Raw genomic sequence first — 15355 nt, forward strand, 5'->3', positions numbered from 1 at the left:
ATACTTGATTGAGTCTGAAATCAATAGAGAAAGCTCTGTGCTGTTACCTGCATTTTTTACGCTTTCTTTACGCGGGCAGAGAACGGGATTTTGCTAGAGTAACGTCACTTAATAAGAGCCTGAGTTGATATTGAGGTCGCTGATTGTGGAGTTTCGCCCCGGCATTTTTTCGTTCTCTGTGATTGCAGTGGCGCTGCTGATCAGTTGTCTGTCAGATTATCTGGCGGCATCGACGGCGGTTGTCCTGTTAATTCTGCAGTTAGGGGTTGTGCTGGTTGCTATGCGGGTGAACCGCCGCTGGGCATGTCTGGGAGCGATCTGCAGCGCGCTGAGTTTCAATTACTTCTTTACGGCTCCCCGATATTCTTTTCAGATGTTTCACCTGGAGGATGTCGTCAATCTGGGCGTGTTTCTGCTCGTCGCCCTCATCATCAGTCAGCTGGCCAGCCATTTTTGCCAGACCAATCCAGCCCGATCCCATCGTCATCGGTATCCGTTGCTGTCGGCGCAAGTCTCTTCCGATCTTCAGACGTCCCTGGCTGCCGTAAATCGAGCGCTGGAGAAGATACATCGGGATAGCTCCGGGTTGAACCGGCGGCAGGCAGGGCTGCTGCATCAGGCGATAACCGAATCATGGCGGCTGCAGCGGCATCTGCAAACCCTCGGGCTGGCCCATCAGCTGGCGTTAGCCGTCAGGGGAAATACCCACGTTCAGGAGAAGAATGTGTCATCCGTTGCTATGGTACCTCTTCTGCACCGTGTCATGGCGCAGTTTCCGGGGTGCTGCCAGAGACTGGTTATTAATGCCGATACGGAGTTGCCCGCCGTTCAGGGGGATCCTGCGCTGCTGGAGCTGGCAGTGGCGAACGTGATGGACACTTTACTGGCCGCGGTAGCCGATAACACAGCTCTGTGTATCTCGCTGAGCGCTGAGTTTCATCCGGCAGAATCTGCCCTCGGGCTACCGGAGATGCTCACGGCGGAGTTCCAAGGCCCGTTTTCACATCATGCGTTCGACGAGGATCCGGACTTCCCGGCATCCGGTCTGGCTATCGCCCGCGCCATTATCCGGGATTGTCAGGGATGCTTTGAGCTGTTCCCTGCGCAGCCTGACAAAGAGAAAGAACAAGATACAGTGTTGCGTGTCTGGCTCCCGATCTCAAAAAGTCCCTGCTTATCAGTACGTTGAGGCTAGGCAGAGAAGGTTCAGCGGTGTTATCTCTGGGCTGTTCTGCTTCCAGAGTCGGCCATGTACTCTCGGGGTGGCAAGCCGGTCATCGACTTAAAAAAGGTTGAAAAGGCACTGTCTGAGCTGAAGTCCAGCGCCGCGGCAATGGTGGTCAGAGAGTTCTGCTCTGCCAGCATCTCGATGGCTTTGATCAGCCGCCATTGTTGTCGCCACTGCTGGTAGCTCATACCCGTCTCTCGGCGCATGATCCGACTGATGGTTTTTTCCGATGCGCCGGTGTGATCGGCAAGCAGTTTTAGGCTGGGGGGTAAGGTGTGGCTGGCCTGTGACGCGAGGTGTCTGAGGCGAGGATCGCGTGGCAGGGGTAACACTGTCGGCTCGCTGCGGGCCTGGTGCAGCTCATCAAGACACACAGCAAGCAGGTTGGCTGGCGGACCTTGCTCCCACTGAGTGGAAAAATCGGCCATCGCGATACGTTCCAGAACGGCCTGGAGTAAAGGGGAGGCCTCAAGCACCTCAACGGTCTCCGGCAAATCGGGAATCGCTGCGGTGTCGAGATAGACAGAGCGGTAGCCGACAGCCCCGGTAACCTCGGCGCGGTGTGGTAGCTCAGGTGGAATCCAGGCGATGCGGGTTGGTGGCAGCAGACAAATGGCCTCAGCGAGCGTGATGCGAATACATCCCCAGTGGGTAAACAACAGCTGGCCCATCGCATGATGATGCACCCCGGAATCATGTACGCCAAGTTCTGCCGCAATGCCCAGCACCTTGTTGTGAAAGCTATCCGGGTCAAAGGTGTCGTCTTTGTTTAACCATGCCATATGAGTGATACCTGGAATATTGTCCGATTTTGTAAATAAGTCGTCCTGATTATTGTAATTTCCCTTTTTGCCTGATGCTACCTTGTGCTCGTAGAAAGACGGGCCCAAGGAGATGAGATGAAAATCTGGCACAACTATTCAGCTAAAACTAATGCACCTGAAAAAAGGGCATCTGAAAACAGTACACCTGTGAACCATGCACCTGAACAAAATGCACCTGAACAAAACGCACCCGAACAGAAGACTTCCCTCTGTTCTGCCGAATCGGTTAGGCGACCCTTGTCGATGGCATTAGTGATGGCACTGATGATGTTTCCGCAGATAGTGGAAACCATCTATAGTCCGGCACTGACGGGCATTGCGGCTGGTTTCGGGATCACCGCGGCTGAAGCGGCGCAAACTTTATCGCTCTATTTTCTGGCGTTTGCGCTTGGGGTGGTGATATGGGGATGGTTGTCGGATCGTATCGGGCGACGCCCTGCGATGCTGGCTGGTTTAACCCTGTATGCGGTAGCCTCTGTGTGGGCCGTATTCCTTACGAGCTTTCCGCTGTTGCTGGCTGCACGATGTCTGACTGCGTTAGGGGCGGCGACTGGCTCTATTGTTACCCAGACGATGATGCGTGACCGTTATACCGGTCGGCAACTGGCGCGGGTATTTTCGATACTGGGAATGGCAATCGCGGTCAGTCCGGCATTGGGGGTGATGAGCGGGGCATTACTGACCAGCCAATGGGGGTATCGCGGCGTCTTTATCGGGCTGGCGGTACTGGCGTCGATGCTGTTGGCGTGGTCAGTACTGCGGTTACCGGAAACTCGACCTGACGGTTATCACAAGGCTGCTTTCAAGAGCGTGTTTTTTACTATGCTGAGTGATACCCGGCTCTGGGGGAACGCAGTGCTGGTGGCGGTGTTCAATGTCTGTCTGTTCAGTTTTTACCAGCTTGCGCCGTTTATGTTCGCTCGTTTGGGTATGGAAACGGAAATCTTCGGGCTGGCTGGTATTGTGCTTTCACTGGGCGTAGGCGCTGGTGCTTGGCTCAACAAATGGCTGCTGGCACGTCACTGGCCGGAAAAGCGAATTTTGCATCTGTCTGTCGGGTTTCTTGTGGTCGGCGGGGTAACAGTACACGTCCTTGATGGGCACATCAGCTTTGTGGCACCGGTTGTGCTGGTGGTGGCCGCATATGGCATGGCAATCCCTAATGTTCTGGCGGGAGCGTTAGTCAAATACCGAGCCTGTCAGGGGAGCGCCGGGGCGATATTCGGCCTGTTTTACTACTTGCTACTGGCGGGTGGTCTGATGTTAGCAGGATGGAGTCAGCATTTTTCTGCAGTTGTGGTAACCTGTGGGCTCGTCGCGTTTGGTGTGTTACAGATAGAGTCTCGGTTGCAAAATGATGCACAACCGGAGACAGATTTACCGTGAAAAAACGAGATGCGCTGAAGATTTCGGTCGAAATCGGGTGGATTCTTCGTAAACCTTGAACTCTGTCACTCTATTTAAATGAATTTTTGATAAAACGCATAGTTCTCTGAGGCAGGCGTGCATAATGTCTCAGTATTCTGTTCCATAGAAGTAAAAGGTTACCAATATGTCTGATGTACCAGTGTCTGTGGCAAAAGCTGCTGAAGTGATCCAGCCGGTGGCAGAGTCTTCCGGTTCGATCTGGGGCTATGTAGCGGGCGGTGTAGCCTTGTTGATCCTGGCCGGTTTCTTCGGCTACAAGAAAATCAACAAGCCAGCATTTATTATTAATCAGGTGAGAAAGCGTAACCTGAAAGAGATTCAGAAGTTAGGTATCGAAAACTCTGACTTCGTTAATGACTTAGATAAACTCCTGGTTTCTGTGCAAAGCTATGCTGAAGAGCAAGGCAGAACCGGTGGTGATGTGGTGAAACTGCTGAGCCCGCTGAATGATAAAGAGCGCATCAAAACTGCGCGCGATATGTATCAGTCAATGATTTACATTGCCAATGATATTCAGGACGCCTCTCTGGCGCGTGAATTTAAGAACAAAGCCAAGCAAGTTAAAGCCAGTTCACCTCTGATGGCTGGCCTGCTGAAGCGCGCCGGGATTTAATCTGTCCCGATATTGAGCTGATATTTGATAGAACGGCGTGTCCTGAACAAGGACGCGCCGTTTTTTTATGCTCTACAGTTATCTGCTGATTTCTTGCTGAAAATTGGGCGACGGAATGTGTACTCTGTGACCTTTCTGACAGATTGGCAAATTGCCAAACTGACCGACTGTTCTATTTTGATCTAAGTCATAACCTTGCTATAGGGGCAGGGCTAGTATTCAAGTCTGTTCTATTTTCCGTCACGTAAGTTCATCACTTTTATCATTATTATTCAGATGGATTGAAGCGTCAGACGAAGGGAAAGGTAACTAAGCAAGCAATGTAACGGATTAGCTGATTGCAATGAAGTATAAAATTAACGATTTCCTTTTTTATGATGTGACGGATGCAACTCTGAGTTTGAACGACTCAGGCGTTTCTGATACGCAGCTTTCAATAACAGCAAATGCTTTACTTTACTTTTTAATTCAGCACCCCGGCATTATCACTCGTGATGAAGTGATGAAAAAAGTGTGGGATGACAATGGACTGACATCATCCAATGGTAACCTTAACCAATATCTAAGCATGTTGCGAAAGGCGTTTCGATTCTATGACATCGACAATATCGTTGTTTCTGTTCCTCGGGGTCGGATTGAAATTAACCCGGATTTGGTTATAGAAATTGTTGATGATTGTCAGCTGCATCCTTTAATTCAGCAAGAAGAGGAAGACGGCACGGCAACTGAGCAACCTGTATCGCCGCTATTGTCTCCTAGTCCGAAAAAGCAACCGCTATTTGGTGAAGATTTACCACCTCAAACAGAAGAGCAGGAAAAAAACTGGCTGATGGCTAGCGCAGTACTGTTCACCGGGGCGCTGGTATTGCTCTGGACGGCGATCATTTCAGAACGTTCTATCAATATTTTGCAACTTAATCAGGTGCAAAATAGTGTTTGTGAACTCTTCTCAACAGAAAAAATGATCAATGACGAAATGCAGCAAAGTTATAACCATAGCTTTACGGCCGTCACAAATGCACTAGGTATCGAGTGCAATAAAGAACGCCGATTTGTGTTTTACTACGGAGATAAGTTTCAGAATAAGGGATTAGGCAGAACATTTCTGGCTCAGTGTGCAAAAAATGAAAACAATCCTTATGCCTACTGTGATAATTATTTTTATTACTCATGGAAATAGTCATGACATCAAATAAAAGCGGAAGGATTTTTTTCTTTTATGCGCTAATTTTATTTCTTCTTTGTACCTTGCCTTTCTTATCTAAAGTGATTCCCGAAAACAGCGGTGAAATGCGATGTAGCGCTCGTGCCATCATGCACTTCGAGGATACCCAGACGGAAACCTTGAATGTGAATGTTCATTTCCGCTTTGCCCGTGATGGGGAAGGATCTATGGTGGTTGAAGGCTATTCTGATTCTAAAGCCGGTTGGCTGTATCTGCAGCGCTATGTCACCTTTAATTACTTCAGTCAGCGTGTATCTGATTTAGAGCGTGTTTATCAGGTGCAAAGCTGGAATGCGACTAAGTCATCAATTGATGAGTCTCCTGACGTGTTGTTTGATTATTTCATGAGAGAAATGTCAGACAGTCATGACGCCCTGCAAATTAAAGTCCAGCAGCTCAACTATGAAACGGTATTACTTAGTTCACTGAACTCGCCGTTATTTGTTTGCGTGCTGGAACATTAAAGTCTGTTTGGTTTGAGAGAGCTGGTTTGAGAGAGAAAATTTGAATGGCTAGCGCAGATGTATTTCAACACAACGGAATAACGTTAAGGTATTGTTGTTAGCTGTTTCCTATGCTGAACTTTGCTTTTTCTGTTAATACGCCTTGAATTTTTCCACATGCGGCTTCCTGGACTCTGAGTTAATTGGATGTCCATTTACTTCGAACTTATCTTGATTTTCTTCCTATTTTTCCTGCCATCAAAGGCTTTTTCTTTTTACTGGTCAGGTACAGTCAGGTTGTAAATACACTGGGTGGTGACTCCATCCTCCTCCAATCATTACGCTCAACCAATCTATTATTGCTTCCGAATCTATCCGCACAAACCTTATAAAAACCGAGATGGTCATTTCAGTGATTAACATCAGGCTGGTTCCTTTTGGCTGGTTGTTTTTGCTGTTCAGTACATTGGACATTGGACATTGGCTTTTCACGGTTTTGAATACCTTGTTCTTCATGGATGTATGTTGCTGCTTTGTAATATTACAGGGGCTTTTTGTTGCCAATTAATACGCAAATGTTACGCCATATAAAGAATAAATAAGGCGTGAAAAACGGCTGTTTTTTGCTCGGGAAAAAGTGTGAACCGAAGCACTTTTGTTGTGAATTTAGAGTTTTATTGAAAGCTGTGGAATGCAATTTAGCAGAGCAAAACGATAAATATGGGCGTCAATTTTTCTAAATTATGGAGTAATTACCTAAATTTCCATGATTGGTGGAATCAAATGCCATTTCTTTTTGTGGGGGAATATAGTCGTTTGCGTTGGTCGAATACGCTGCCTGAATGCGATGTATCAAATGCCATGAAAGATCTACCTGTCACATTCAGGCGGGGGTATTTCGGCCCAATTCCAATAACGAACGATGAAACCCTAGCTACGGAGGAAAGAAGTATGGGTGATGCATTGGGTTTGATTGAAACCAAAGGTCTTGTGGCGTGTGTAGAAGCCGCCGATGCCATGTGCAAAGCCGCCAATGTCGAGCTGATCGGTTATGAGAATGTTGGCTCAGGTTTGGTGACGGCTATGGTGAAAGGTGATGTGGGCGCAGTGAAAGCGGCGGTGGATTCCGGTGTTGAGTCAGCGCGTCGAGTGGGGGAAGTCGTGACGTCGCTGGTCATTGCCCGCCCTCATAACGATATCGACAAAATTGTGATTAAACACAAAGCCTGAGGAAGCAAGGAGATAACCATGAATGATGCCTTGGGACTGATTGAAACAAAGGGGCTGGTTGCGTGTATTGAAGCGGCCGATGCCATGTGTAAAGCCGCCAATGTTGAACTGATTGGCTATGAAAATGTGGGTTCAGGCCTGGTAACCGCAATGGTTCGTGGCGATGTGGGGGCAGTGAAAGCTGCCGTGGACTCGGGGGTGGAATCGGCTCAGCGTGTTGGTGAGGTCGTGACATCTCTGGTGATTGCCCGTCCCCACAGTGACATCGAAAAGATTGTTTCTCAGTACACCGTGACTGAATAAAAAGGAAAAACCTATGAAAGAGGCATTAGGTTTGATCGAAACCAAAGGGTTGGTTCCGAGTATTGAAGCTGCCGATGCAATGTGCAAAGCCGCCAACATTACGCTGATCGGTTATGAAAACGTAGGCTCCGGCCTGGTGACTGTGATGGTGCGTGGTGATGTGGGAGCTGTCAATGCGGCAGTGGAATCGGGCATCGAAGCGGCAAGAAAGATCGGTACGGTTGTATCGTCCCGAATCATCGCCCGTCCCCACAATGATATTGAAAAAATTGCGTCAAAGCACAAGGCCTGAGGGCATAGCTGCCGCAATGTGAAACACAGAAGGAGCCTTGCCAATCAGGGCAAGGCCACTCCAAACCGCTATCGGCAGCAGAAAAGGATGAAAATTTACCATGATGCTAGATAAAGATTTGCAATCAATTCAGGCTGCGCGTGAATTGGTGAAAAATGCCAAGCAAGCGCAGGCACTGTTCGCGAAATTTACGCAAGAGCAGGTAGACCAGGTGGTTGCGCATATTGCTGCCGAAGCGGCGAAACACGCGGAAGAACTGGCGAAACTGGCCCACGAAGAAACCGGTTTTGGGCGTTGGCAGGACAAAGTGCTGAAAAATGTTTTTGCGACCACGAAAGTACACGACCACATTCGCGCGATGAAAACCGTCGGGGTGATTGCTGAAGACCCTGTACGCAAAGTGATGGAAGTGGGGGTGCCACTGGGGGTCATTACGGCACTGGTGCCTTCAACTAACCCGACCTCGACCATTTTCTACAAAACCCTTATCGCCCTCAAAGCGGGGAATGCCATTATTTTCTCTCCGCATCCGAATGCGAAACAGTGCAGTCACAAAGCCGTTGAAATTGTTAAACGCGCAGCACGGGAATCCGGTGCCCCTGATGGCATTGTTGACGGTGTGAGCCTGCTGACTATGCAAGCGACCGAAACTCTGATGAAGAGCAAAGATGTGTCTCTGATTCTGGCAACCGGTGGGGAAGGGATGGTACGTGCAGCGTATGCTTCCGGCACACCAACGATCAGCGGCGGCCCGGGCAACGGTCCGGCATTTATTGAGCGCAGCGCTGACATTGAGCAGGCGGTGAAAGATGTTATCACCAGTAAGACCTTTGACAATGGTGTGATTTGTGCGTCAGAGCAATCCATTATTGCTGAACGCTGCATTTATGAACAAGTTCATCAGGCGCTGATTAAACAAGGCGCTTACTTCATGAACGAGCAGGAGTCTGCATTACTGGCAGGTCGTCTGCTTCGCCCTAACGGCATGATTAACCCTGAATTTGTGGGACAAAGTGCTCAGACTGTGGCTGAAAAAGCGGGCTTTAGCGTTCCGGCCCAGACCACCGTCTTGATTTCTCATCAAACCACGGTATCGCCTCAAAATCCTTACTCACGAGAAAAATTGTGCCCAGTTCTTGGCCTTTATATTGAAGAAGACTGGCATGCGGCCTGTGATCGGGTGGTGGAGCTGTTAACCAATGAAGGTAAAGGGCACACCTTGGTGATTCATACCCAGAACCCGGAAATTGTCCGTCAGTTTGCTCTGGAAAAACCGGTGTTCCGTATGCTGGTTAATACTCCGGCCGCGCTGGGCGGCATCGGTGCGACAACCAACCTGACACCGGCTCTGACTCTGGGATGTGGTGCGCTGGGGGGAGGCTCAAGCTCAGACAATGTTGGCCCGATGAACCTGCTGAACGTCCGTAAAGTCGGCTACGGCGTGTGTTCTGTCGACGACCTGCGCCAACCGGTTGCTGTTGCTACCCCAACCCTGATACCGACTCACCATGCTACGTCTGTGGCAACGCAGGCTGCCTGCACTCGTCCAGTGAGCATTTTTGACGATGCGCGCTTTACCGGGGAGTTGTCAGCACCATCTGTGGCCCATACAGCCAATACGTCGATGGGAGGTGATGATCGTTTTGCTTGCGTATCACCTGTTGCTCACAACGAGATGAATGAAGCCAGAGTTGAGCAGATTATCCGACAAGCTCTTGGCCGACAGTAACGGAAGGTAGCTGCTGATGATTCTTGCAACAGTAACAGGCCATGTTGTCGCAACGCAGAAATGCGACCAACTACGGGGATCCAACCTTCTGCTGGTGACTGCCCTGGGAGATGACCTCAAACCGATCAAAGACAGAACTTATGTCGCTGTCGACAGTGTGGGTGCCGGGGTGGCTGATCAGGTGTTGGTTGAAGACTATTTTGCGCTTTACAAAGAGCAATACAAAGCGATGTCGATTGTCGCCATCGTCGAGAAGATCCACAAGGGATGCTAGGAAGAAACCACGATGAATACCTTTCAGATCAAGCCCACTCTTCATTTCGGCGCCGGGGCACTAGAAAGACTGACAGCGTTAAGCCATCAGCGCACTTTGATCATCACAGATCAGGCAATGGTGACGTTTGGGCTGGTGGAGCAGGTGCGTCGCTACCTCTCCGGCACACCTGAAATGATAAGCCTGTTTGCCGAGGTAACGCCTGACCCTGACGTTGCAGTGATCTCTGCTGGCATGAAGGCTTACAAGGCGGCAGCACCGGATCTGCTTATCGCGATCGGTGGTGGCTCAGTGATCGATGCGGCAAAAGGGGTGCTGTACACCTTGCACCAAGCCGGAGAACTGGCTGAAAAGCCGAAGTTTGTTGCAATTCCGACCACCAGTGGGACTGGCTCGGAAGTTACCGCCTTTTCGGTGATTAAGTCAGGAACCGAAAAATGGGCACTGGTCGATGGCTTTATGTTGCCTGATCTCGCCATTCTGGCACCCGAGCTGGTGGCATCGGTGCCGGCAGCAATCACTGCCGATACCGGAATGGATGTGCTGTGCCATGCCCTCGAAGCCTATGTGTCGAATCAGGCATCGGATTTCAGCGATGCGCTGGCAGAAAAAACCGTTCAACTTGTTTTTGCTCACCTGCCGGATTGTCATCGTAACGGCCAGGATTTGGTGGCCAGGGAGAAAATGCACAACGCCTCTTGTATTGCCGGTATGGCATTTACCAATGCTTCGCTGGGGATCACTCACAGCCTTGCTCATGCCTTGGGTGGCGGATTTCGGGTTCCCCATGGTCGTGCGAATGCCCTGCTGATGAGTCAGGTGGTGGCCTTTAACGCAGATTACCACGGCCAGTGTAATAACGCGGCGGCCTGTAAGTATGCGCGTCTGGCCAAGTTGCTTGGACTACCAGCCTCCGATACCCGAGAAGGCGTGATGAGCTTACTGGTAGCCATTGATGTGTTGCGTGAACAACTGGACATACCGGCCAGCATTGCCGCAACCGGTGTGGAGAGGCCGGCATTTGAAGCGGCGTTGCCAGCATTGGTGGCACAAGCACTGAAAGACAACTGTACCCCGACAAACCCGCGTAAAGCATCGGCGCTCGACATTGAGCAGTTATACCAACAGAGCTTTCGATCGGCGGCAACTCAGTGATGCGAATGCCAAGCGCTAGTGCCCAAAAGTGAACACAAAAAGCGAATACCAAGAGCTGATACCCAAAGCGACGACCGGGCGCTAACACGACACCCTAATACCCAGTGGTAGGTTGCAGCCTGCCATCGTGAAACAAAATTATAAGGAGAGGCCCATGGCCCACTATACCCTGACGCCACGCGTAAAAGTGCTGGCAGAACAACTGCTGGCCAAAAACAGCATCATCTGTGCTGAGCGAGCCAATATCCTGGCTGCTATCGGTGATGATATTGCCGGCATGCCGCCTCTGGTTAAAAAAGCCCAGCGCTTTAATCAGCTGGTCTCGGAGTTACCGATTTACATTGGTCAGGATGAACTGATTGTCGGCAGCCAGTCATCTGCGCTGAGAGGCGCGATTTTCCACACCGAAGAAGAGTTGAGCAGTGAATCTGTCTTTGGTTTTCTGAGCAGCGATGCCACGGGAACGCCTGACTACATGACCGTTATCAGTACCGGTTTTCAGGTACTGGAACAGCACATGGAAACGCGCCTGAAAAATATCGGTAGCGCGATCAGCCGTAGCGGCATGGATGAAGTCAATCAGGGCCGCGCGATGATCATGGCCTGCCAGGGGGCGATCTATTTTGCCAATAAACTGGCCGATACGCTGGCAACCAAAGCCAGTGTAGAGAGTCATCCTTACCGCAAAGCAGAGCTGGAAGAATCTGCGGCGATGTTACGTCATATTCCGGCTCAGCCTGCCCGGACATTCAAAGAAGCCTGTCAGGCTTTCTATCTGATTCAGCTATTGATGCACCTTGATAACGGCGGTTATGCCATTGGCAGCACTGGTTTTGATAAGGCGTTGTTTGGGTATTACCAGCGGGATATCAATGCCGGCCTCATTACTCCGGCGCAGGCGTATGAGCTGGTGGAATGCCTGTGGCTGAAACTGGCCGAGTTGTCAGAAGTACGTGCCGATCGTGCTGTTGACGGTTACCCGATGTTTGACTGGCTGGTTCAGGGCGGTCAGAACGGTGACAGCCAGATGGTACAGAATGAACTGTCCGCCATGCTGCTTGCTGCCCGGGATAACCTGGCTGCGTTAAATCGCTCTCTGACAGTCCGTCTGTATCAGGGCGGTGCCAAACCAGCGGAGGTTACACTGTGTAATGGCAATGTTCTGCCTGTCGATGAAAGCACTCCGGCGATGGAAGGACTGACCCCTCGTATGCAGCGCCTTCGCAGTAACTACCTGAAAGCCAAACCAAGTGTGTCCATTTATCGGGCGATTGCGTTCACTGAAGTGACCAAGCAAAACCTGGGTTTGCCGCCAATATTGCTGCGAGCTAAAGCGTTCCGTAAAGCCTGTGAAACCGCCCCTTTGCTGATTCAGGATGACGAGCTGATTGTCGGTCACCCTTGCGGTAAGCCTCGAGCCGGAGCATTTTCGCCGGATATCGCCTGGCGCTGGGTTCGCGATGAACTCGATACCATGAGTACCCGCCCTCAGGATCCGTTCCTGATCTCTGAAGAAGATAAGAAAGTCATTCGCGAAGAGTTGGTGCCATTCTGGGAAGGCCGTTCGCTGGATGAAATCTGTGAAGCGCAGTATCGCGAAGCCGGTTTGTGGGAATTCAGTGGTGAGACATATGTCAGTGATTTGTCTTACCACCAGATTAACGGTGGGGGTGATACCTGTCCGGGCTACGACATTTTGCTGTTCACCAAAGGAATGAACGGCATTAAAGCAGATGCCGAAGCTAAGCTGGCAGCGCTGAGCATGGAAAACCCGGATGATATCGACAAGATCTATTACTACAAAGCGTCAATCGAAACCTGCGAAGGTGTGATGGCGTATGGCCGCCGTCTGGCTGCTCATGCCCGCGAGCTTGCCGCAAAAGAAATGAATCCGCAGCGTCGCGCTGAACTGCTGACTATTGCTGACGTCAACGAAAATGTACCGGCGAACCCGCCGAAGACCTTACAAGAAGCTCTGCAAAGTATCTGGACCGTCGAGTCACTGTTTGAAGTGGAAGAGAACCAGACTGGCCTGTCGCTGGGACGTTTGGACCAGTACTGCTACCCGATGTTCCGCGCGGATATTGACTCGGGGCGTTTGACGCACGAACAGGCGCTGGAAATGATGCAGGCCTTTATTATCAAGTGTGCCGAGCTGATGTGGATGTCGAGTGAGTTGGGGGCGAAGTATTTTGCCGGTTATCAGCCGTTCATCAACCTGACCGTGGGTGGCCAGAAGCGTACCGGCGGTGATGCGACCAACGATCTGACGCTGCTGATCATGGATGCGGTGCGCTTCGTGAAGGTATATCAACCATCTCTGGCCTGCCGCATTCATAATCAGTCACCGCAGCACTACATGGAAAAAATCGTTGATGTCGTCAAAGCGGGGATGGGCTTCCCGGCCTGTCACTTCGATGACTCCCACATCAAGATGATGCTGCGCAAGGGCTACGATTTTGAAGATGCCCGTGACTACTGCCTGATGGGTTGCGTTGAGCCGCAGAAGTCTGGCCGAATTTACCAGTGGACCTCTACCGGTTACACCCAATGGCCGATTGCGATTGAGTTTGTACTGAACCGTGGCCGCATGGTGCTGTTTGACAGCTATCAGGGACTGGATACTGGCGATCTGAATAGCCTGACCAGTTTTGAAGCCTTTGATGCCGCAGTGAAAGAGCAGGTGGCATACATCATCAAACTGTCGGCCATTGGTACGGTGATCAGCCAGCGTGTGCACCGTGATGTGGCCCCCAAACCCTTGATGTCTCTGTTGGTTGAAGGCTGTATGGAGCAGGGCAAAGACGTCAGTGCCGGGGGCGCCGTGGTGAACTACGGTCCGGGGCTGATCTTCTCCGGCCTGGCAACCTATGTCGACTCCATGGCAGCGATCCGCAAGTTGGTATTCGAAGACAAGAAATACACCCTGGAGCAAATGCGCGATGCGATGCTGGCCAACTTCGACGGTTATGAAGAGCTGCGCCGTGACTGTCTCAATGCGCCGAAGTTCGGCAACGATGATAACTACGCCGATGAGTTCGCGCTGGATATCACCGAGTGGACCGAGCGCGAGTGTGGCAAGTACCAGATGCTTTATTCGCGTCTGAGCCACGGCACGCTGTCTATTTCAAACAACACCCCGATTGGTGAACTGACCAACGCCACTCCGAATGGTCGTCTGGCCTGGATGCCGCTGTCTGATGGTATCAGCCCGACGCAAGGGGCGGATAAGCACGGTCCTACCGCCATCATCAAGTCAGTAAGCAAGATGAATGTGGAAACCATGAACATCGGCATGGTGCACAACTTCAAGTTCCTCAAAGGGCTGCTTGACACGCCGGAAGGTAAAAATGGCCTGATCACCCTGCTGCGCACCGCGTCCATTTTGGGTAACGGCCAGATGCAGTTCAGTTACGTGGATAACGAAGTGCTCAAGAAAGCTCAGAAAGAGCCTGAAAAGTACCGCGATCTGATTGTGCGGGTGGCCGGTTACAGCGCCTACTTTGTTGAACTGTGTAAAGAAGTTCAGGACGAAATCATTAGCCGTACTGTACTGGAAAAATTCTAACCCAGAAGCGGGGGCCGCTATGGCTCCCGCTGTAAAAACACTGCCTTCAGACGCAGTGAGGAGTAGTCACAATGACTGGGACAGCACAAGTGAGCAATGGCAGCGAGCTGAAAGGTCGTATTTTCAATATCCAGAAATATTCCATTTATGACGGTGACGGCATTCGCACACTGATCTTCTTTAAAGGGTGCAACCTCCGGTGTGACTGGTGTGCTAATCCAGAAGGACTGAGCAGCAAGTTTCAGGTGATGTGCAGCCACGATAAGTGTGTGTCTTGCGGTAAGTGTGCTGATGTTTGTCCGGCTGGGGTGCATGTCATGACCACGGATGCCGAAGGCAACAAGGTGCACAAAATTGACCGCAATGTGGACTGTATCGGTTGTCGTCAGTGTGAGGACGTTTGTATAGGTGGCGCACTGGATGTCATGGGTAAAGATGTCACGGTTGCCGAGTTGATGGCGGTGATCATGCAGGATTATGACTTTTACATGTCATCCGGCGGTGGCGTGACATTGGGGGGAGGCGAGCTGAGCTTGCAGACCGATTTTGCCGCCGCCCTGCTGACTGAATGCAAAAAGCAGATGATCAATACGGCAATTGAAACCCAGGGTACCACCAGCATCGACAATTACGAGAAGCTGGCCACCTGCACCGATCTTTTCTTATTTGATATCAAACAAATATATACCGACCAACACCGCCAGCTCTTTGGTATTGGTAACGAAGGGGTGAAGCGCAATCTGGAGCGTCTGGTTGAGCTGGGTGCCAACATCGTGATTCGCATGCCGCTAATCCGTGGTTATAACGATTCTTACGATGCCATTACCGGTGCTTTTGAATATGTGATGGAACTGGCCAAACGCGGCAACATTCAGCGAATTGATGTCCTGCCATACCACCAGTTTGGCAAAACCAAATACGACAAACTCGACATGATTTATCCGATTACGCAAGACATCGGTTACAGCAACGAGGAACTGGATCAGCTCAGCACTTTCTTCAAGCAGTTTGATTTCGATATCCGCCTGGTAAGGCATTAAGGA

Annotated in this window: 14 protein-coding genes; 13 read left to right on the top strand and 1 reads right to left on the bottom strand. The window is 50.7% G+C overall.

Annotated elements, in window-relative coordinates:
* Positions 1-145 precede the first annotated feature (145 nt).
* Positions 146-1189, top strand: coding sequence for a DUF4118 domain-containing protein (locus C9I92_RS10865; protein WP_047887829.1), 1044 nt, complete (start codon positions 146-148; stop codon positions 1187-1189).
* Positions 1190-1215: 26 nt separating this feature from the next.
* Here C9I92_RS10865 and C9I92_RS10870 read toward each other — a convergent pair whose 3' ends face one another.
* A complete protein-coding gene (locus tag C9I92_RS10870; RefSeq protein ID WP_047887828.1) occupies positions 1216-2010 on the bottom strand; it encodes an AraC family transcriptional regulator in 795 nt (264 codons plus the stop codon).
* 285 nt (positions 2011-2295) lie between these two features.
* On the opposite strand from C9I92_RS10870, the gene C9I92_RS10875 reads away from it, so the two are divergent.
* The 12 genes from C9I92_RS10875 to cutD all read left to right on the top strand — a co-directional run bounded on the left by C9I92_RS10875 (position 2296) and on the right by cutD (position 15352).
* On the top strand, positions 2296-3438 hold the full coding sequence (locus C9I92_RS10875) for a multidrug effflux MFS transporter (RefSeq protein WP_047887845.1): 1143 nt from the start codon (positions 2296-2298) through the stop codon (positions 3436-3438).
* Between the two features lie 166 nt (positions 3439-3604).
* Entirely contained in the window at positions 3605-4093 is a 489-nt protein-coding gene (locus C9I92_RS10880) for a hypothetical protein (RefSeq protein ID WP_047887827.1), read from the top strand.
* A 343-nt stretch (positions 4094-4436) separates the two neighbouring features.
* Positions 4437-5273 (top strand): transcriptional regulator, encoded by an 837-nt coding sequence (locus C9I92_RS10885; RefSeq protein WP_047887826.1) that lies wholly within the window; start codon positions 4437-4439, stop codon positions 5271-5273.
* A gap of 2 nt (positions 5274-5275) precedes the next feature.
* Positions 5276-5782, top strand: a complete 507-nt coding sequence (locus C9I92_RS10890; protein ID WP_047887825.1) for a FidL-like protein — start codon at positions 5276-5278, stop codon at positions 5780-5782.
* Between the two features lie 930 nt (positions 5783-6712).
* Positions 6713-6991: a BMC domain-containing protein gene (locus C9I92_RS10895; RefSeq protein ID WP_047887824.1), complete on the top strand. Its 279-nt coding sequence runs from the start codon at positions 6713-6715 to the stop codon at positions 6989-6991.
* Positions 6992-7009: 18 nt separating this feature from the next.
* A complete protein-coding gene (locus C9I92_RS10900) occupies positions 7010-7294 on the top strand; it encodes a BMC domain-containing protein (protein WP_047887823.1) in 285 nt (94 codons plus the stop codon).
* A 13-nt stretch (positions 7295-7307) separates the two neighbouring features.
* Positions 7308-7586, top strand: coding sequence for a BMC domain-containing protein (locus C9I92_RS10905; protein ID WP_047887822.1), 279 nt, complete (start codon positions 7308-7310; stop codon positions 7584-7586).
* A 100-nt stretch (positions 7587-7686) separates the two neighbouring features.
* Positions 7687-9315, top strand: a complete 1629-nt coding sequence (locus C9I92_RS10910; protein WP_053061958.1) for an acetaldehyde dehydrogenase (acetylating) — start codon at positions 7687-7689, stop codon at positions 9313-9315.
* 16 nt (positions 9316-9331) lie between these two features.
* A complete protein-coding gene (locus tag C9I92_RS10915; RefSeq protein WP_047887821.1) occupies positions 9332-9589 on the top strand; it encodes a EutN/CcmL family microcompartment protein in 258 nt (85 codons plus the stop codon).
* A gap of 12 nt (positions 9590-9601) precedes the next feature.
* Positions 9602-10744: a 1-propanol dehydrogenase PduQ gene (locus tag C9I92_RS10920; protein ID WP_047887820.1), complete on the top strand. Its 1143-nt coding sequence runs from the start codon at positions 9602-9604 to the stop codon at positions 10742-10744.
* Between the two features lie 154 nt (positions 10745-10898).
* Positions 10899-14312, top strand: coding sequence for a choline trimethylamine-lyase (gene cutC, locus C9I92_RS10925; protein ID WP_047887819.1), 3414 nt, complete (start codon positions 10899-10901; stop codon positions 14310-14312).
* 71 nt (positions 14313-14383) lie between these two features.
* Positions 14384-15352 carry a choline TMA-lyase-activating enzyme gene (gene cutD, locus C9I92_RS10930; protein ID WP_047887818.1) on the top strand — a complete coding sequence of 323 codons (969 nt, stop codon included), beginning with the start codon at positions 14384-14386 and terminating at the stop codon, positions 15350-15352.
* Positions 15353-15355: the final 3 nt, after the last annotated feature.

This window comes from Photobacterium ganghwense, assembly GCF_003025595.1.
GTDB classification, from domain to species: domain Bacteria; phylum Pseudomonadota; class Gammaproteobacteria; order Enterobacterales; family Vibrionaceae; genus Photobacterium; species Photobacterium ganghwense.

Excerpts from the sequence above, each read along its gene's own strand:
- C9I92_RS10870 (WP_047887828.1), bottom strand. The coding sequence starts at position 2,010 with ATGGCATGGTTAAACAAAGACGACACCTTTGACCCGGATAGCTTTCAC.
- C9I92_RS10875 (WP_047887845.1), top strand. The coding sequence starts at position 2,296 with ATGGCATTAGTGATGGCACTGATGATGTTTCCGCAGATAGTGGAAACC.
- C9I92_RS10880 (WP_047887827.1), top strand. The coding sequence starts at position 3,605 with ATGTCTGATGTACCAGTGTCTGTGGCAAAAGCTGCTGAAGTGATCCAG.
- C9I92_RS10885 (WP_047887826.1), top strand. The coding sequence starts at position 4,437 with ATGAAGTATAAAATTAACGATTTCCTTTTTTATGATGTGACGGATGCA.
- C9I92_RS10890 (WP_047887825.1), top strand. The coding sequence starts at position 5,276 with ATGACATCAAATAAAAGCGGAAGGATTTTTTTCTTTTATGCGCTAATT.
- C9I92_RS10895 (WP_047887824.1), top strand. The coding sequence starts at position 6,713 with ATGGGTGATGCATTGGGTTTGATTGAAACCAAAGGTCTTGTGGCGTGT.
- C9I92_RS10900 (WP_047887823.1), top strand. The coding sequence starts at position 7,010 with ATGAATGATGCCTTGGGACTGATTGAAACAAAGGGGCTGGTTGCGTGT.
- C9I92_RS10905 (WP_047887822.1), top strand. The coding sequence starts at position 7,308 with ATGAAAGAGGCATTAGGTTTGATCGAAACCAAAGGGTTGGTTCCGAGT.
- C9I92_RS10910 (WP_053061958.1), top strand. The coding sequence starts at position 7,687 with ATGATGCTAGATAAAGATTTGCAATCAATTCAGGCTGCGCGTGAATTG.
- C9I92_RS10915 (WP_047887821.1), top strand. The coding sequence starts at position 9,332 with ATGATTCTTGCAACAGTAACAGGCCATGTTGTCGCAACGCAGAAATGC.
- C9I92_RS10920 (WP_047887820.1), top strand. The coding sequence starts at position 9,602 with ATGAATACCTTTCAGATCAAGCCCACTCTTCATTTCGGCGCCGGGGCA.
- cutC (WP_047887819.1), top strand. The coding sequence starts at position 10,899 with ATGGCCCACTATACCCTGACGCCACGCGTAAAAGTGCTGGCAGAACAA.
- cutD (WP_047887818.1), top strand. The coding sequence starts at position 14,384 with ATGACTGGGACAGCACAAGTGAGCAATGGCAGCGAGCTGAAAGGTCGT.